Origin of the sequence: Anaerozeibacter quisquiliarum, from assembly GCF_051162045.1 — a bacterium.
Lineage (GTDB): Bacteria > Bacillota > Clostridia > Christensenellales > Aristaeellaceae > Anaerozeibacter > Anaerozeibacter quisquiliarum.
Genome location: NZ_JBISDI010000011.1, coordinates 93,228 through 109,814, shown reverse-complemented (window position 1 = coordinate 109,814; position 16,587 = coordinate 93,228). Strand labels below are relative to the sequence as shown.

16 protein-coding genes and 1 other annotated feature are annotated in these 16,587 nt (G+C 63.6%); of the genes, 6 read left to right on the top strand and 10 right to left on the bottom strand.

Translation table 11 applies throughout. The annotated features are described in order from the left end of the window. Positions 1-118: 118 nt before the first annotated feature. From ACH6CV_RS06885 to ACH6CV_RS06870, 4 genes are all read right to left on the bottom strand, one after another. Entirely contained in the window at positions 119-1,873 is a 1,755-nt protein-coding gene (locus ACH6CV_RS06885) for an Ig-like domain-containing protein (RefSeq protein WP_456357439.1), read from the bottom strand. A 191-nt stretch (positions 1,874-2,064) separates the two neighbouring features. After that, positions 2,065-2,517, bottom strand: a complete 453-nt coding sequence (gene secG, locus ACH6CV_RS06880) for a preprotein translocase subunit SecG (RefSeq protein ID WP_456357438.1) — start codon at positions 2,515-2,517, stop codon at positions 2,065-2,067. A gap of 103 nt (positions 2,518-2,620) precedes the next feature. After that, positions 2,621-3,616 (bottom strand): GGGtGRT protein, encoded by a 996-nt coding sequence (locus ACH6CV_RS06875; RefSeq protein WP_456357437.1) that lies wholly within the window; start codon positions 3,614-3,616, stop codon positions 2,621-2,623. Between the two features lie 18 nt (positions 3,617-3,634). Then, positions 3,635-4,327 carry an iron-sulfur cluster assembly scaffold protein gene (locus ACH6CV_RS06870; RefSeq protein ID WP_456357436.1) on the bottom strand — a complete coding sequence of 231 codons (693 nt, stop codon included), beginning with the start codon at positions 4,325-4,327 and terminating at the stop codon, positions 3,635-3,637. Between the two features lie 264 nt (positions 4,328-4,591). On the opposite strand from ACH6CV_RS06870, the gene ACH6CV_RS06865 reads away from it, so the two are divergent. From ACH6CV_RS06865 to ACH6CV_RS06855, 3 genes are all read left to right on the top strand, one after another. Further along, complete coding sequence (locus ACH6CV_RS06865) at positions 4,592-5,263, top strand: SatD family protein (RefSeq protein ID WP_456357435.1); 672 nt, start codon at positions 4,592-4,594, stop codon at positions 5,261-5,263. Continuing rightward, the gene (locus ACH6CV_RS06860) at positions 5,241-5,993 is read left to right on the top strand and encodes a DUF3307 domain-containing protein (protein ID WP_456357434.1); all 753 of its coding nucleotides are present in this window, start codon (positions 5,241-5,243) and stop codon (positions 5,991-5,993) included. Before ACH6CV_RS06865 ends, ACH6CV_RS06860 begins: the two co-directional genes overlap by 23 nt. A 120-nt stretch (positions 5,994-6,113) precedes the next feature. Next, positions 6,114-6,341: a hypothetical protein gene (locus ACH6CV_RS06855; RefSeq protein WP_456357433.1), complete on the top strand. Its 228-nt coding sequence runs from the start codon at positions 6,114-6,116 to the stop codon at positions 6,339-6,341. A 201-nt stretch (positions 6,342-6,542) separates the two neighbouring features. Here the strand turns inward: ACH6CV_RS06855 and ACH6CV_RS06850 are convergent, their stop codons facing one another. Beyond that, entirely contained in the window at positions 6,543-7,157 is a 615-nt protein-coding gene (locus tag ACH6CV_RS06850) for a superoxide dismutase (protein WP_456357432.1), read from the bottom strand. 175 nt (positions 7,158-7,332) lie between these two features. Here ACH6CV_RS06850 and ACH6CV_RS06845 point away from each other — a divergent pair, with 175 nt between their 5' ends. Further along, positions 7,333-7,584: a hypothetical protein gene (locus ACH6CV_RS06845; RefSeq protein ID WP_456357431.1), complete on the top strand. Its 252-nt coding sequence runs from the start codon at positions 7,333-7,335 to the stop codon at positions 7,582-7,584. Between the two features lie 54 nt (positions 7,585-7,638). Next, positions 7,639-7,857: a binding site (T-box leader), on the top strand. A gap of 43 nt (positions 7,858-7,900) precedes the next feature. Further along, the gene (locus ACH6CV_RS06840) at positions 7,901-10,537 is read left to right on the top strand and encodes a valine--tRNA ligase (protein ID WP_456357444.1); all 2,637 of its coding nucleotides are present in this window, start codon (positions 7,901-7,903) and stop codon (positions 10,535-10,537) included. A gap of 105 nt (positions 10,538-10,642) precedes the next feature. Here ACH6CV_RS06840 and ACH6CV_RS06835 read toward each other — a convergent pair whose 3' ends face one another. The 5 genes from ACH6CV_RS06835 to ACH6CV_RS06815 all read right to left on the bottom strand — a co-directional run bounded on the left by ACH6CV_RS06835 (position 10,643) and on the right by ACH6CV_RS06815 (position 15,325). After that, on the bottom strand, positions 10,643-11,497 hold the full coding sequence (locus ACH6CV_RS06835) for an ABC transporter permease (RefSeq protein ID WP_456357430.1): 855 nt from the start codon (positions 11,495-11,497) through the stop codon (positions 10,643-10,645). Positions 11,498-11,541: 44 nt separating this feature from the next. After that, positions 11,542-12,678 (bottom strand): extracellular solute-binding protein, encoded by a 1,137-nt coding sequence (locus ACH6CV_RS06830; protein WP_456357429.1) that lies wholly within the window; start codon positions 12,676-12,678, stop codon positions 11,542-11,544. Positions 12,679-12,742: 64 nt separating this feature from the next. Then, entirely contained in the window at positions 12,743-13,675 is a 933-nt protein-coding gene (locus ACH6CV_RS06825) for an ABC transporter ATP-binding protein (RefSeq protein WP_456357443.1), read from the bottom strand. A 70-nt stretch (positions 13,676-13,745) separates the two neighbouring features. Further along, complete coding sequence (locus ACH6CV_RS06820; RefSeq protein WP_456357428.1) at positions 13,746-14,582, bottom strand: ABC transporter permease; 837 nt, start codon at positions 14,580-14,582, stop codon at positions 13,746-13,748. Continuing rightward, the gene (locus tag ACH6CV_RS06815; protein WP_456357427.1) at positions 14,573-15,325 is read right to left on the bottom strand and encodes a hypothetical protein; all 753 of its coding nucleotides are present in this window, start codon (positions 15,323-15,325) and stop codon (positions 14,573-14,575) included. The genes ACH6CV_RS06820 and ACH6CV_RS06815 overlap by 10 nt, the downstream gene beginning before the upstream one ends. A 138-nt stretch (positions 15,326-15,463) precedes the next feature. Here ACH6CV_RS06815 and ACH6CV_RS06810 point away from each other — a divergent pair, with 138 nt between their 5' ends. Next, entirely contained in the window at positions 15,464-16,570 is a 1,107-nt protein-coding gene (locus tag ACH6CV_RS06810; RefSeq protein WP_456357426.1) for a LacI family DNA-binding transcriptional regulator, read from the top strand. The last annotated feature ends 17 nt before the right edge of the window (positions 16,571-16,587 follow it).

Sequence of the window (16,587 nt, the reverse complement as noted above, 5' to 3'; positions counted from 1 at the left end):
AGCAGGCGGCCCCGTTCCCCCGTAACCCAAACGGCCTCGAAAGCTTTCCGCCCGGCCGCCCGGAGCCCGCGAAGCGGGCGAACGGGCAACCGGGCGGAAAGCTTTCGAGGCCCTCGCGTCAGCGAGCCGTAAACCACGCCAGCGACTTCGTTCCCGTCAGCCGGTTCACGTCTACCCGGCCCGGGAAGCCCTCTACCCGGCCCATGCTCGAGTATTGGTGCAGATCGCAGGGGAACTTGGGCTTGGACATCGGCCAGCCCTCGTTCTTGCCATAGTGGGGGATCCAGACAAAGTCCAGCAGCTTTAGGTCTACCTTGTATTGGTTGTAGCGGTGGTGCGCGATGTAGGCGCCGACCTTCTTCGCGCCCAGATCTCTCAGCTCTGCGATGTAGGTCTCGATGATCGCCTTGGTCAGGCGCGCCTCCTCCGCGTCGTACACGTAGAACAGCGGATCGTAGGGGGCGGCGGTCTCCCAGGTGATCTTGGCCTCGGCCTTGGCGGTCTCGACGTCCGAGCACATGCCGTAGTAATATACCCCGAACGGAATGCCGTATTGTTTGCACTTCTTGGCGTAGTCGTCGAATTTCACATCGATGCTTGGGCCGACGGGCTGGGTCTTTTCGCGCGTCACGCCGCAGCGAAGAATCAGCAGATCGACGTTCTGCTTGATCTTTTTCCAGTCCCAGCCAGCGGTGCTGATGTAGTTGTGCGAGGAGATGTCGACGATCATCGGCTCGCGGTTGATTACCACCAGCTTGCAGGAAGCCGTCAGGCCATTCGCGGTCTTGGCCGTAATGGTCGCCTGGCCCGCGCCCACCGCCTGCACGGTGCCGTTTGAATCCACCAGTGCGATCGATCGGTTGCCGCTCGACCAGGAAACGGCGCCCTGCACGCCCTTGGGCTGAACCGTGGCCGTGAGCGTGTGGCTTGAGCCCTTGACCAGCGTCAACGTCTTCAGGCCCAGCTTGATGCCGGTGATCTTGGCCCCGGTGACCGTCACCTGGCACGACGCCTTCGCGCCGCCGGCGGCCTCGGCATAGATCGTCGCCGTTCCCTGCGCGTGCGCGGTCACCACCCCGCCCGCGACCGTCGCGACCGCATCATGAGAAGAGCTCCACTTGAGCGCGGCCGCCGCCGTGGCGGGGGAAACGGTCGCCTTGAGCGTCAGCTTATCGCCCACGCCCAGCGCAGCCTGGGTCTTCGGCAGGCCGACGCGCTTGGCCGTGGAGAAGGAGACAAACCGCTTGATCAGCGTGTTTGCCCGGCTGGCGCGCGACTTTGCGCTGGCGGTCGCGCTGAACGCGGCGGACGGCAGGTTGCCCACCTTCTTGTACGCGGCCTCAAACGCCTTCTGCCCCTTGAGCAGTTGGGCTTCGCTCACGGACTTTCCGTCCAATTGGTGCTGGCCGTTTGAGGCCCGGCGCGCGGCGTGCACGACGCCCGCGCCCGTCAGGCCCAGCCGCATGTTTACAGTCTGTCCCTTTACCGAGGCTGTCAGCCCCACCGCCAGGCACGCTTGCCCGGACGCGCCCATGCGCAGCTGCATGCCGGCCGTACGCGTGCCCGGCAGCTTGAATGTATCGAGGCCCAGCCCCTTGCCCTCGACGCTCATGGGCGTTGCCGCGCCGCCTGAGACCGTGTACAGCTGGATCGACGCCACGCCTGACCGGTCGGTCGACACCACGGCCAGCTCGGGCACGCCGTCGCCGGTCAGGTCGACCGGCGCGGCCAGTTGTTTCGTACCCCGTCCCCGTTCCAGCACCTGCCGGTACAGCGTGCGCCAATCGGTTTCGGCCGCCGCCGGTACCGCAGAGGCGAGCAGCAGCGCAGCGAGCAGCATGAGCGCCAACGCGCGCGCAGTGTTCCTCATCATTCAACACACCTCTGTATCAAAATATTCATCATTGTCATTGTACTGTAATATTTTGCCAATGTCAAGCGGGCAAATGGTAGAAATAGGGGAGCAAACGAAAGAAATAAGGGAGCAGATGAAAGAAAAAGGGGGCAAATGAAAAAGCCCGGCCTGTCGGCCGGGCTTCTATTGCGTGGGATAACGCGCCTCGCTTACGCGGCGGGCGTGGCTTCCGGTTGGGTCTCGGGGGCCGTCGTGACCGCGGGGGCCTCGGTCGCCGCGGGAGCCTCGGTCGCCGCGGGGGCCTCGGTGGCTTCCGGCGCGGCGGTCTGCTCCGGCTGGGCGGCTTCCGCTTCGGCGGTCGCCTCGGGGGCTACTTCCACAGCCTCTTCGGGCACAACGGCGGGCGTCTGCGGCGCGCTCTGGCGCGCGGTCAGCAGCGTGGCCACGATGGCGAGCACGATAAACGCGCCGGCGCCGATCTTGGTAATCAGCTGCAGCTTGCCCTGCACGCCCTTGGCCTTGGACTTGCCAAAGAAGGTCTCCGCGCCGCCGCTGATGGCGCCCAGGCCCGCGCGGTTGCCCTCCTGCATCAATACCGACACGACCAGCACAATCGCCAGCAGGATCAACAGGATATAGATGAAAATCAGCAGGCCGCTCATGCGCTAAAAACCCCCTCAAACGCTTCGCATCAATTACACAGTAAAATGAATTATAGCACACCAGGCCCCACTTGGCAACCGTTTGTCAAAAAATTACACGGATTTACGCGTTTTGCTCGATCGCCACGGCGACGGCCACGGTCGCGCCGACCATGGGGTTGTTGCCCATGCCAATGAGACCCATCATCTCGACATGCGCCGGCACCGACGAGCTGCCCGCGAACTGGGCGTCGGAGTGCATGCGGCCCATGGTGTCGGTCATGCCGTAGGAGGCGGGGCCGGCGGCCATGTTGTCGGGGTGGAGCGTGCGGCCGGTGCCGCCGCCGGATGCCACAGAGAAGTACTTCTTGCCGAGGTCGGTGCACTCCTTTTTATAGGTGCCGGCGACCGGGTGCTGGAAGCGGGTGGGGTTGGTCGAGTTGCCGGTGATCGACACGTCAACCTTCTCCATGTGCATGATGGCCACGCCCTCGCGCACGTCGTCCGCGCCGAAGCAGCGCACCTTGGCGCGCTCGCCGTCGGAGTATGCCTTCTCGCGCACGACCTTGAGGTCGCTCGAGGCGTAGTCGAACTTGGTCTCGACGTAGGTGAAGCCGTTGATGCGGCTGATAATCATGGCGGCGTCCTTGCCCAGGCCGTTCAGGATCACGCGCAGCGGGGCCTTGCGCACCTTGTTGGCGTTGCGCGCGATGCCGATCGCGCCCTCGGCGGCGGCAAACGACTCGTGCCCGGCCAGGAAGCAGAAGCACTGCGTCTCTTCGCGCAGCAGCATCGCGGCCAGGTTGCCGTGGCCCAGGCCCACCTTGCGCTGGTCGGCCACCGAGCCCGGTACGCAGAAGGCCTGCAGGCCCTCGCCGATCGCCTCGGCGGCGGCGGCGGCGTTCTTCGCGCCTTTCTTCATGGCGATCGCCGCGCCCAGCGTGTAGGCCCACACCGCGTTGTCGAACGCGATGGGCTGGATGCCGCGCACGATCGCGTCCACATCGACGCCCTTGCCGAGGGTGTACTCGCGCGTCGCCTCGAAATCCTTGAAGCCGTACTGTTCGAGCACCGGCTGAACCTTATGGATACGCCTCTCGTAGCCTTCAAAACGGATCATTGATTTCACCTCTATTCCTTACTGCTTGCGCGGGTCGATGTGCTTGGCCGCGCCCTCGTAGCGGCCGTAGGTGCCGATGTTCTTCTCATACGCCTCGTTCGGGGACACGCCCTTCTTGATTTGGTCCATCATCTTGCCGAGGGAGAGGAACTTGTAGCCGCACACCTGATCGTCCTCGTCCAGCGCGATGGAAATGACATAGCCCTCGGCCATTTCGAGGTAGCGCGGGCCCTTTAAGCGGGTGCCGTACATGGTGCCCACCTGAGAACGAAGGCCCTTGCCCAGATCCTCGAGCCCGGCGCCGATGGGCAGCCCGTCCTCGGAAAAAGCGCTCTGGGTGCGCCCGTACACGATCTGCAGGAACAGCTCGCGCATCGCGGTGTTGATGGCGTCGCACACGAGGTCCGTGTTGAGCGCCTCGAGGATGGTCTTGCCCGGCAGGATCTCGCTGGCCATCGCGGCGGAGTGGGTCATGCCCGAGCATCCGATGGTCTCCACCAGCGCCTCTTCGATGACGCCCTCCTTTACGTTGAGCGTCAGCTTGCAGGCGCCCTGCTGCGGCGCGCACCAGCCCACGCCATGCGTCAGGCCCGAAATATCCTTGACTTCCCTGGCCTGTACCCAGCGGCCCTCCTCGGGGATCGGCGCGGCCCCATGGTTGGGACCCTTCGCCACGCAGATCATCTGCTCGATCTCATGTGAGTACTGCATCATTCGTCCTCCCTTTTGCCTATGCGGGTAAATCCGTCACCGATCATTATACCACATACGCGCGCGCTTGTGAATCATTGCGCAAAGATTTCACCGGCAGGCAGCGAAGGCGACGGAGATCCACCCTCCGAAAATACCGAATTAGTTTCCCGAATTCGTGCAACACGGACCAAATCAGCCCAAAAAGGCGAATTTGTTGACAGGTGGTGCTTTGGGGTGTATGATGCTCACGGAAAGTCAAGCGGACGGTGGGAGAAGATGGGCATGTACTGCGTCATCGCCGGGGATATGATCGCGTCACGAACCAAGGACGCGGCGACGCGCGACGCGATCTTGAGCGCGGCGCACGCGGCGTTTGAACGGATCAACAGAGAATACGCAAGCGAGGTGCTTGTGCGCTTCGGAATGGTGCGCGGCGACGCGTTTGAAGGCGCGCTGCGCGCGCCGCGTCGCGCGCCCGAAATCGTGCAGCGGATCATCAAGGCGTTCAGCGCGGCGGACGATGCGCGCGTGCGAATCGCCGCGGCGTGCGGCGAGCTGACCGTGGTGAGCGCCGATCGCAACGAGGCCGACGGCCCGGCATTCCAGGACGCCTTCGCGCTCATCGAGCAATTGAAAAAGAACAAGAGCTCGCATTGGCTGCAAGTGGCGATTCAGGCGGACGGCGCGGCGCAGCCATTGCTGGACGGCATGCTGGGCTTGCTGTCGGCACTGACCGAGGGTTGGACGGGGCGGCAGCGTCAAATGGCCTGGGCCATGGACAAGGCGTCCGGGCAGCAGAAGCAGGTGGCCCAGCTGCTTGGCGTCTCCCGCTCCACGGTATCAAAACAGCTGAAATCAGCGCACTACATCGCATACCGTGAGGCGTGGAACCGGTTGACGGAATACTTGACGACATACGAGGGGATGCAGGATGAGCAGATCTGCCGCAAATGACGTGCTGCTGCTGATGATGCTCGCGCACGTGCTGGGCGATTTCTATTTGCAGTCCGCCGCGATGGCCGGGCGCAAGGGCTTCGACCGGGCATCGTTGCTCGGGCACGGGTTGATCTACGGCGTGTGCATGGTCACCGTGATGCGTTGCTGCGTAGACGGAGGGTTTCGGGTCCTGTGGCTCGCGCTGCTTGGCGGGGCTGCGCACCTGGCGATTGACGCGCTCAAGCCGCGCATCGCACGGCACGGGTTCGTCAAGCGCCATTCGTTCCTCCTGGATCAGGGTATGCACATCGCCTCGCTGCTGCTTTTGTGGCTGTGGCTGGGCGGAAGCCTTAAGCCGCATGAATTCCCGGCCGGATCGCCGGACGGCTTGCCGGTTCGCGTGCTGCCGCTGCTGGTGGCATTGTTGGCGGTGCTCAAACCCGTGGGCTGCCTGATCGAGAGCGGAGAGATATGGGATTTAGGCATTGCCGAGAAGGCAAACGATTCCGGGAAAAGGGCGCATTCAGGCCGCATGATCGGCTACCTGGAGCGGCTCATCATCCTGTTCCTGCTAATCAACGGCCAATACGGATCGATCGCGTTTGTGTTGACGGCAAAGTCGGTGGCCCGGTTCAAAGACCTGGAGAAGCAGATCAACGCGGAATACTACCTGATCGGCACGCTGCTGAGCGTCGTGTCGGTGTTCGCCGTGGTGCTGCTTGTGGGGCTGGGCGGAAAGGCCCCATAGATGATCAGGTGCGCGCCCGGTCGCGCCAAGTTTACAGAAAACGGGTTGCCTGACGCAGGCGAACGCGCTATTATAAGAATCTCGCGGCCGCGCGCCGCAAACAAATCGCAGGAGGCCAATATGTCTGACAACATCCGCAATCCCCAGACGCTTGAGGAAGCGATCAACCCCGAAGGCGAGAAGCGCGTGAACTGGGCCGGTTTCGTCGAGGGCGACGTGGTGGCGTTTTTCGACGCGCACGAGCTCGAGAAGCTGTCGCTCGAGGACGGCAACGGCAACAAGGCCAAGCTCCAGCGCACCAAGGGCAATTCCATCAAGATCGAGTACACCTCGTCGGTGGTGCTGTAAAGCCCGTTGTACAGAAGGGGCTGTCGCGCTCAGCGACAGCCCCTTCCCTATTCCCCTCGTTGGAGGGGCGCCCGCAGGCGGGGTGGTTCCCGTGTGCAAAACCATCAGCCGAGGTAAGCGCCGATCAAATCCCATGCGCGCAGGCGGCTGCCTTCGCGCAATCTGACGAAAATTCAGCGCGCCACCGCACGTGTGCTTGAATCAGCGCTTACCTTGATAATTCCGCGCGACCTTTGCCCAGTCCACCACCTCGAACAGCGCCTTGATGTAGTCGCCGCGCAGGTTCTTGTACTTGAGGTAGTAGGCGTGCTCCCACACGTCGATGCCGAAGATCGGCCGCCACGCGCCGCCGGTCTCGGTCAGCGGGTTATCCTGGTTGGGGGTGGCCATGATCTTGAGCGCGCCCGCGCCGTCCGCCGCCAGCCACGCCCAGCCCGAGCCGAACTGCCCGAGCGCCGCCTTGCCGATCTGCTCCTTGAAGTCGGCAAAGCCGCCGAAGGTGGCCTCGATCCGCTCGAGCAGCGCTCCGGTCGGCCGCAAGTCCGAGGCCGGAGCCAGGTGGTCGAAGTACAAGTTGTGGTTGTAGAAACCGCCGCCGTTGTTGCGCACGACCGTGCGCACCGCCTGCGGGATATCCGCAAGGCGCGAGAGCACCTCCTCGATGGGACGGCCGGAGATGCCCGCCTGCTCGGCGGCGTCGTTCAGGTTCTTGGTGTAGGCCGCGTGGTGCTTCAAGTAATGGGTCTGCATCGTCAGCGTGTCGATGTGCGGCTCCAACGCCTCAAATCCATAGGGCAACGTGATCTGCTTATACATAATGCTTCTCCTTCTTATCGTGGGCCGGTCGTCCGTACCCGCCCATCGTCGATTAGCACTGGCTAACTGCCTATATGATACCCTCTCCCATTGCGTTTCAATCAGCGCGCGGGCATCGATATCGCCTAACTTGGGTATACTGAGCGCATCATCATCGTGACGGAGTGAGGCATTCATGGAGCACAATCAACCGTTCATCGGTACCGGTCCCAACCCCGAAGGCCCCGACCTGCCGCTGGGCCTCGGGATGCTGCTGGCACAGGAGCCGGCGGCGATCGACAACTTCGGCAAGCTGGACGTCGCCGGCAAGGAGGCGGTGGTGCGCTACGTGCAATCGGGCGCGACCGGCGAGGACGCGCAAAACCGCATCGCGGAGGCCGTCGTGCGCCTGCGGGAGGGCGACACCGGGTTCTTTGGCCCTCGTTAAATCATCGGCCCTTTGTTGACGCGGCCCGCGCGATCGGGTATAATGGCGTATCGAAATAGGCCAACGACAAAGAGGAGTAGGCGTCCCTGTCCCCTTCAGAGAGCGCGGTTCATCGGCTGAAAGGCCGCGCGGCGGGCAGGCGTCGAAGGTCGCTTTGGAGGCCGTCGGGCGAACGCGCACGTCATTAGCCCGGCGAGGGTGCGCCCTTTACAGCGCGCGAGGCGGGCATGACCCGCGAAATAAGGTGGTACCACGGAGCGATTCGTCCTTTGAGGATGGGTCGCTCTTTTGATTTGAGGGAGTGAGCGCGATGGACATGGACAAGGTGTTTTCACCCCAGGCGGTGGAGGCGCGGCTGTACGCCGACTGGGAATCGAAGGGGTATTTCACGCCCGAGCGCGTGCCGGGTAAAAAGCCGTTCGTCATCATGATGCCGCCGCCCAACATCACCGGCCAGCTGCACATGGGCCACGCGATGGACGAACTGCCGCAGGACGTGCTGGCGCGCTACCACCGCATGAAGGGCGAGCCGACGCTGTGGCTGCCGGGCACCGACCACGCCTCGATCGCCACCGAGGTCAAGATCATCGACGCGCTCAAGGCCGAGGGTGTGACCAAGCAGATGCTCGGGCGCGAGAAATTTCTCGAGCGCGCCTGGCAATGGCGCGACCAGTACGGCGGGCGCATCGTCAAGCAGCTCAGGCAGCTCGGCGCGTCCTGCGACTGGACGCGCGAGCGCTTCACCATGGACGAGGGGCTCAACAAGGCGGTCGTCGAGGTGTTCGTGCGGCTGTACGAAAAGGGCCTGATCTACCGCGGCAACCGCATCATCAACTGGTGCACCACCTGCAAGACCGCGCTGTCGGACGCCGAGGTGGAGTATGAGGAGCAGGATTCCAGCCTGTGGTACATCCGCTATCCGGGCGCAAAGGGCGACGTGGTGGTGGCCACCACCCGGCCCGAGACCATGCTGGGCGACACCGGCGTGGCCGTAAACCCGAACGACGAGCGCTACCGGCACCTTGCGGGCGCGACCGTGACGCTGCCGATCGTCGGGCGCGAGATCCCGGTGGTGCTTGACGACTACGTGGACCTCGAGTTCGGCACCGGCGCGGTCAAGATGACCCCGGCGCACGACCCGAACGACTTCGAGGTGGGCCGTCGGCACCACCTGCCCGTGCTGCGCGTGATCAACGACGACGGCACGATGAACGAGCATGCGGGCGCGTTCGCCGGCATGACGCGCCTCGAATGCCGCAAAAAGCTGCTCGAGCTGCTCGAGGCCGGCGGGTACCTGGTCAAGGTGGAGCCGCTCAAGCACAACGTGGGCGCGTGCTACCGCTGCCACGACACCGTGGAGCCGCTTACCAGCGACCAGTGGTTCGTGAAGATGGCCCCGCTCGCGAAGCCCGCCGCCGACGCCGCGCGCACGGGCGAGCTGAAATTCATCCCCGAGCGCTTCACCAAGACCTATCTCAGCTGGATGGACAACATCCGCGATTGGTGCATATCGCGCCAGCTGTGGTGGGGCCACCGCATCCCGGCCTACTACTGCGATTGCGGCGAGATGGTCGTCGCGCGCACCGCGCCCGATTGCTGCCCCAAGTGCGCTTCTCAGATGCGCCAGGACGAGGACGTGCTCGACACCTGGTTCTCGTCGGCGCTGTGGCCGTTCTCGACGCTGGGCTGGCCCGACGACACCGAAGACCTCAAGTACTTCTTCCCCACCTCGGTCATGTGCTCGGGCTACGACATCCTGTTTTTCTGGGACGCGCGCATGATCTTCTCCGGGCTTGAGCAGATGGGCCGGCTGCCTTTTGACACGGTGCTGCTGCACGGGCTGGTGCGCGACGCGCAGGGCCGCAAGATGTCGAAGTCCCTGGGCAACGGCATCGATCCGCTCGAGGTGATCGAGAAGTACGGCTGCGACGCGCTGCGCTTCTCGCTCGCGATGGGCGTCTCGCCCGGCAGCGACGTGCGCTTCTCGGACGAGAAGGTCGAGGGCTTCCGCAACTTCGCCAACAAGGTCTGGAACGCCTCGCGCTTCGCGCTGATGAACCTCACCGGCACGCCCGCTGAGGTCGAATCGATCGATCCCGCGCGCTTCGACCTGAGCGACCGCTGGATTCTGACCCGCTACCAGCAGGCGGTGCGCGAGGTGAGCGCAAACCTCGACGGCTACGAGCTGGGCCTCGCCGCCGGCAAGATCTACGACTTCGCGTGGAGCTCGCTGTGCGACTGGTACATCGAGCTGATCAAGCAGCGCCTAAACGGCGAGGATCTGGAGGCGCGCGCCGTGGCGCAGGCGGTGCTCTATCACGTGCTGATGGGCGTCTTGAAGCTGCTGCACCCGTTCATGCCGTTTTTGACCGACGAGGTGTACAGGCACCTGCCGCATGGCGAGGGCGCGCCCGAGTCGATCATGATCGCCCCCTGGCCCGAGGCGTGCGCGGCGCTCGACTTTGAGGACGACGCCGTAAAGATGGAAGGCATCATGGAGGTCGTGCGCGCGGTGCGCAACCTGCGCGCCGAGATGAACGTCTCGCCCGGCAAGCGCGCGACGCTGATCCTGCGAGCGCGCGAGGGTTGGGCGGAGGCGCTCTCGGGCGCGGAAATCTGGTTCAAGCGCCTGGCCGGTGCCAGTGAGCTGCGCCTGATCGCAGCGAACGACGCAAGCCCCGACAAGGCCGCCTCCGCGGCCACCGCCGCCTGCGAGCTGTTCGTGCCGCTGGGCGAGCTGGTCGACCTGGACAAGGAGCTCGCGCGGCTGGCGAAGGACCTCGCGGCCATGGAAAAGGAAATCGCCCGCGCCACCGGCATGCTGGCGAATGAGGGTTTCTTAAAGAAGGCCCCCCCGGCGCTGGTCGAAACCGAGCGCGAAAAATTGGAAGCCAACCGTCACGTACTGGAATCGCTGAAGGCGAGGATGGACGAGCTGGAAGGCATGCGATAAAGGGCATGTCGGATGCGGGCGCAGGGGCGGCCAAAGGTCGCCCCTGCGATCATCAAGGGGCTGCAGCGCCGGACGCCGCAGCCCCTTCCCTTGCAAAACCTCTTCCTACAGCCCCGTCTTCTCCCACTCTTTTTGCTTCAAATTCGTATACAGGTAAACGATCGCGGAGATCGACGAGAACAGGAAGATCACCACCGACAGCGCGGCGGACAGCTCGTAGTTCATGTTGCTCTGGAACTGGCGGCGCAGGTACACGCCCAGCATCATCGGGTGGTTCGGGCCGATCAGGTAGGGCGTGGTGAACGACGAGATGTTGCTCATGAAGATGAAGGTCATGGCGATCATCACGTCCTTGACCGACAGCGGCAGGATCATCTTGAAGAACACCTTCACCTTGCCCGCGCCCACATCGCGCGCGCTTTCGATGATGCTGTCGGGTATCGAGGACAGCGCGGCGACGATAATCATCGTGGCGAACGCGATGTTGAACCACAGGTTCATCATGACGATGCCCTTGGCGTTGTACAGGAGGCCCGGCTTGAAGCTTAAGCCGAACAGCTGCGAGACGCGGTTCAGGAAGCCGGAGTCGCGCACCACCGTCATCATCGCGTAGATGGCGACCAGCTCCGGCACGAAGCGCGGCAGCAGATACAGCGCGGAGATGACCTTGCGGATCCGGGAGTTCGAAAAGCGCAGGTACATCGCCAGCAGGTAGGAGATCGCAATCGCCAGCAGCACCGTGACCACCGTGATCCAGAACGTGTACCAGATGTTGGCAAGCGCCACGCGGTCGGTGAACAGGAATTGATAGTGCTCCAGCGTGAAGCCGCCTTCCGCCTTCTGGAAGCTGCGCCAGACCGTGTTCAGCATGGGGTACGCGATGATGCCCAGCGCCGCCGTCAACGCGGGGAGCAGCATCAGCGCGATGAACAGGTTGGTCTTCCAAGTCCGAGGTTTCATAAGGCATCCCTTCCCTTCACGCCGGAGCATAAGTCAGATTGCTACTATCCGAGCGTCCCGATATCGTTGTCCCACTTGTCGTTGAGCTCCTTGTCCAAGCCGCCAATGGACATGATCGCAAACTTCGACACATCCAGCGCCGCGACCAGGTCCTTCTTGTCGCTGTCGAGCGCGCTCGGGTCGATGACCGGGATGGCGTACATGGTCTCCAGGCAGATCTTCTGCGCCTCGGGGCTGATCATGAAGTTGATGAAATCGTAGCAGGCCTCGGCGTTCGAGCCGATGGAGGGCACGGCCAGCACCACGTCGGTGCCGCTGAGCGACTGATCGAGCTGCATCATCTTCACGGTCTCGGGCAGCGTGCCGCTGGCGAGGTTGGAGAGCACCTGGTCGGCCCAGGCGGGGATGATGTCTACTTCCTTGTTAATCAAAAGATCCAGCGTGCCCTGGTTCTTGTTGGGATACAGCGTGCCGCCGCCCGACTGATACAGCGAGGGATGGATTTCCTTGAGGTAGTCGAACCCCGCTTCCCAGAAGGCCTTGTTGGCCGGGTCGGAGGAGACCCAGGTTTCCACGGGCTGGTCCTTGTACAGCACAGTCCGCACGAAGCTGGCACCCGCGCCGCCGGTCGCCGGCGGATTGTAGGCAAAACGGCCGGGGTTGTCCTTGATCCACTGCGTAAGCTCCGCCCAGGTCTTGGGCGGCTCCTTAACGCGCGCGCTGTCGTAGGCGAACACGACCGTGGTGCCGCGGTAGGGCACGACCTTGGCATTGTCAAACGCCGACTTGATCTTTACATTGGCGTAGTTCGGGATCTTGTCAAAATCCAGGTTGGCGAACAGGTCCGGGCTGCCGGCGGCGGCCACGTACTGGGCGAGGGACGTGCTGTTCTCGGCGACGATGTCAAAGCCCGAGTCCTGCTGGCCGGTCTTGTACGCGGCCCCGAGCCTGTCATACAGCGCGGTATCGCCCGCGCCGCTCAGGATGAACTGCAGCGTGACCTCGGCCTTGGCGTCGGGCAACTGGTTGTAGGCCGCGATGCAGGCGGTGAACATGTCCGAAACGTTCTGAGAGCCGGTCGTCCACAGGTTGACCTTGGCCTTCTCCGCCGATGCGACACCCGCAAGCGAGAGCACCATCGTCAGGATCAGCAACAGGGAAAGCGCGCGTTTCGACTTCATTCCGGAATCCCTCCTATGAAAGATATTGTGGGTTGCCCCTATCGTTAAGCTTTTCAGCTTAAACTCATGCAAACTCGCGTTTCTCGCCGAACGTCAGCGCGACCTGGTCGCCCTTCTTGAACCGGGCGGCCTCCTCCGCCGACACGAACAGCTTCACGATGCCCCCGTCGGTATCGACCGTCATCTCGAGGTAGTGGCCCAGCATCATGATGTTGCGGACATAGCCGTCGAGGTCGCCGCCGGCGCCCGCGCTCGCCGTGATGTTCTCGGGGCGGACGGCCAGGGTGCCGCTTGCCGTCTCGATGAAGTTCATCTCGCCGATGAAGTCGGCCACATAGCGGCTGGCCGGGCGGTTGTAGATGTCCTGGGGCGCGCCGATCTGCTCGAACACGCCCTTGTTCATGACCACGATGCGGTCGCTCAGGGCCATCGCCTCTTCCTGATCGTGGGTCACGAACACGACGGTGATGTTCAGGTCGGTCTGGATCTTGCGCAGTTCCTCGCGCATCTGGGAGCGAATCTTGGCGTCCAGCGCGGAAAAAGGCTCGTCGAGCAGCAGCACGTCGGGCTTGAGCAGCAGCGACCGCCCGATCGCGATGCGCTGTTGCTGGCCGCCGGACATCTGGGTCGGATACTTCTTTTCAAAGCCCAGCATCTTGATGAGCTCGAGCATTTCGGTGATGCGCTTTTTCTGCTCGGCCCTGGGCACCTTGCGCAGCTTGAGCCCGAAGGCCATGTTCTCATAGACCGTCATGTGCGGCCACAGGTTGTAGCTTTGAAACACCATCGCCGTCGGGCGCTTTTCGGGCGGCAGGCCCGCCACGTCCACGCCGTCGATCAGCACCTGCCCCTCCTGATTTTGGATGAAGCCGCCGATCGTCCTGAGGATCGTGGTCTTGCCGCAGCCGCTGGGCCCGAGCAGCGTCACCAGCTCCCCCTTTTCGACGGACAGGTTGATGCCCCTGACCCCGTCGCCGTTCTTGTACAGCATGGTCATGTCGCGGATTTCGAGTTTAGCGGTGGCCAATGTGAGCCCTCCTTCATACCAATCGAAGTGATTATTGGTATTACATCTTGAAGCCTTTGGACAGCGTCTCCGGTCCCACGTACCGGCGCATCAGCGTCAGCAGCAGGATGTTGGGGATCAAGAGGATCAGCGCGAACACCGCGCCCGCCGTAGCCGGGTAGTCCAATATGACGCCGTACATCTCCACGGGCATGGTGCGGTACTTGGGCAGTCCGACCAGCAGCGTGCCCTGGTTCTCGCCCAGCGAGCCGATGAAGGCGAACATGGCCGCCACCGCGATCCCCGGCCAGGCCATGGGCAGCGTCACCGAGAAGAAGGTGCGGATCGGCCCCGCGCCCGCGTCGCGCGCGGCCTCCTCCTGCTGCCGGGGCACCGAGCGGAACGCGTTGGTGGGCAGCCAGATCATCATCATCATGCCGCCCAGCAGGTGGATAATCAGGACGCCCGGGAAGGTGCCCATCAGCCCGATCCGGTAGAAGATGATGCCGATCGAGGTGTAGATGCCGATCTTGGGGAACGCGTTGCCCAGCAGGAACGAGAACATGACCGCCCTGCGCCCGGGGAAGTCGTAACGCGCCAGCACGTAGGCGGCCGGCAGGCAGATCAGCATCGACAGCGCCGTCGTGATCGCCGCGATCACAAACGACAGCGAAATCGAACTGACCAGCGTGGGCTGGCTGAGCACGTAGGCCCACCACTTGAACCCGAACGCCTGTGGCAAAACGCCGGGCGCTTCGTACTTATCGGCGAACGCCAGCATGAACATGTGCAAAAGCGGCCCGTAGAAAAACAGCAGGAACGCGACCAGCAGCAAGTACTCCCAATACCGCCTGCGGCCCATTGTATGGTACATGCGCCTGGGCGACATCACGACCATCGATCCTTCCCCCTCATCGCTTGCCTTATATCGAGCGCCAGCCGCGCGCGCCGGGTGGTCAGGTTTATGATATACGGCGCGGCCATGAATCCGCGCATGGCCTCCGACTCGTCGATCGTCCAGACCGAGCAGCGCGCGCCCGCCTCGCCCAGCCGCTGAAGCCAGGGCCCGAACGGCTGAGGGGGCAGGTTGAGCGCGCGGATGGGCAGGCTCGAACAAAGATCGACCAACGGCTCGATCCATGATTCGAAGTCCTCCATCACACGCCCCCGCACGGTGTCCCACGCGTGTTCGTCCGCGGGCGCGGCTTCCGGATGGCGCGCGCGATACAGCTCGGCGAGCGCTTCTTCAATGTTCAGGTATACCCCCGCGCGCCGGGCGATCGCGGGGTTCGCGCGCAGCTCGCTCGGTCTCAGGCTGCCCGAGAACGCCAGCTGCCCCTTGGCAAGCGCGCAATCGTCCGCGAGCGCGAGCACGTCCTCCGCGAGGCCGTAGACCTTCAAGTCGCAGTTGATGCCCACGCCCGGATGCTTTTTGAGTTGCGCGAACGCCGCCTCGAGCGTCACGAGACCGGCGGGGCCGCTCACCGCGTCGTGCGAAAGCACGAACCCCAGGCCGGGTACGCGGCGCACGTCCACCTCCACGATGTCCGCGCCCAGTTCGATGCCGGTCACAATGGCCGCCATGGAGCCGCTTGCCGTGCCCTCGCAGCCCGAGTGCGCGGTGATGGTCGGTCGAATCATTCGCCCTCCACGAAAAATAGAATTGACAAATGCGCCGGGATGGTTTACAATATCGATGGAATGAAACCGGTTGTATCTGTCATCAACGCCAGTATAAACGAATTTTCTCGAGAATGCAAGGGGTTTGAGCAAAAATTTATGAGCGCACAAACCAAGTTGAGCGATGTCGCCAAGCTGGCCGGCGTTTCGAAGGCCACGGCCTCGCGGGCGCTCGCGGGTTCGCCGCTGGTGGCGGCCGAGACGCGGCTGCACATCGAGCGCATCGCCAAGGGGCTGGGCTACGTACCCAACGCGCTGGCCCGGGCCGTGGCCACAAAGCGCTCGGGCATTTTGGGGCTGTGCATCTACCGCAAGCAGTTGCCCTATTTCGCGCACACCTTTTTTGGCCCCTTGCTCGACGGGGCGATGGTCGAAGCCAAGCAGTCGGGCTATCACATCGTAGTCACCTCCAGCGACCAGGACGACGATACTTTTGAGGAACACTTCATTCAGGACAGCATCGACGGCGCAATCCTGACCTCGTTCACGCCGCTTCCGGCCGTTAATGAGTTCAGGCGGCGGCGCATTCCGCTGGTGCTGGTCAACGACGTGCTGTCCACGCAGCACAACGCGTTCATCGTCCAGGACGACTACGGCGGGGCGACGGCCATGATGGACCACCTGTTCGAGCGGGGCCATCGGCAAATCGCCTTTTTGAGCGACCGTCTCAGCCACGTCAGCTACCATCTGCGCTACCTCGCCTACCTGAACGCCCATCACCGCCGCGGCCTGCCCGTATACGCCAACCCGAACCTCAAGCCCGCGTGCGATCCGTGGGGGGGCTACCCGCGCCCGGACGCGGAGAAGCTCGCTCTGTTCGGCCTCGAGCCGCACGCCGTGGAGGGCACGCCGTTGGTCGTCACGGACAACACGCCCGCCTCCGGCGCCCGCGCCATGGCCGCGCTGCTGCGCTCGGGCCATCGGCCCACGGCGCTGTTCGCCGCGGCCGACAGCCTGGCCATCGGCGCGCTGCGCGCCTTGCACGAGGCCGGATTATCGGTGCCGGGCGACATGGCGGTGGCCGGCTTCGACGACATCGCACTGGCCGACAGCGTCTGGCCGCCGCTGACCACCGTCAAGGCCGGGCCGTTTGAGATGGGGACAATTGCCGTGCGCGAGCTGATAGCGCAGATCGAAGACCCCGATCTTGCCAGCCGCGTGCGCAGGGTCGCCACCCACCTGGTCGTTCGAAAAAGCACGATGTAAAACGAGGAGGGGTAATT

Coding starts and splice junctions, on each gene's coding strand:
- ACH6CV_RS06825 (WP_456357443.1), bottom strand. CDS start 13,675: ATGACCATGCTGTACAAGAACGGCGACGGGGTCAGGGGCATCAACCTG.
- ACH6CV_RS06835 (WP_456357430.1), bottom strand. CDS start 11,497: ATGAAACCTCGGACTTGGAAGACCAACCTGTTCATCGCGCTGATGCTG.
- ACH6CV_RS06815 (WP_456357427.1), bottom strand. CDS start 15,325: ATGATTCGACCGACCATCACCGCGCACTCGGGCTGCGAGGGCACGGCA.
- ACH6CV_RS06855 (WP_456357433.1), top strand. CDS start 6,114: ATGTCTGACAACATCCGCAATCCCCAGACGCTTGAGGAAGCGATCAAC.
- ACH6CV_RS06810 (WP_456357426.1), top strand. CDS start 15,464: ATGAGCGCACAAACCAAGTTGAGCGATGTCGCCAAGCTGGCCGGCGTT.
- secG (WP_456357438.1), bottom strand. CDS start 2,517: ATGAGCGGCCTGCTGATTTTCATCTATATCCTGTTGATCCTGCTGGCG.
- ACH6CV_RS06885 (WP_456357439.1), bottom strand. CDS start 1,873: ATGATGAGGAACACTGCGCGCGCGTTGGCGCTCATGCTGCTCGCTGCG.
- ACH6CV_RS06850 (WP_456357432.1), bottom strand. CDS start 7,157: ATGTATAAGCAGATCACGTTGCCCTATGGATTTGAGGCGTTGGAGCCG.
- ACH6CV_RS06860 (WP_456357434.1), top strand. CDS start 5,241: ATGAGCAGATCTGCCGCAAATGACGTGCTGCTGCTGATGATGCTCGCG.
- ACH6CV_RS06820 (WP_456357428.1), bottom strand. CDS start 14,582: ATGGTCGTGATGTCGCCCAGGCGCATGTACCATACAATGGGCCGCAGG.
- ACH6CV_RS06875 (WP_456357437.1), bottom strand. CDS start 3,616: ATGATCCGTTTTGAAGGCTACGAGAGGCGTATCCATAAGGTTCAGCCG.
- ACH6CV_RS06845 (WP_456357431.1), top strand. CDS start 7,333: ATGGAGCACAATCAACCGTTCATCGGTACCGGTCCCAACCCCGAAGGC.
- ACH6CV_RS06830 (WP_456357429.1), bottom strand. CDS start 12,678: ATGAAGTCGAAACGCGCGCTTTCCCTGTTGCTGATCCTGACGATGGTG.
- ACH6CV_RS06870 (WP_456357436.1), bottom strand. CDS start 4,327: ATGCAGTACTCACATGAGATCGAGCAGATGATCTGCGTGGCGAAGGGT.
- ACH6CV_RS06840 (WP_456357444.1), top strand. CDS start 7,901: ATGGACAAGGTGTTTTCACCCCAGGCGGTGGAGGCGCGGCTGTACGCC.
- ACH6CV_RS06865 (WP_456357435.1), top strand. CDS start 4,592: ATGTACTGCGTCATCGCCGGGGATATGATCGCGTCACGAACCAAGGAC.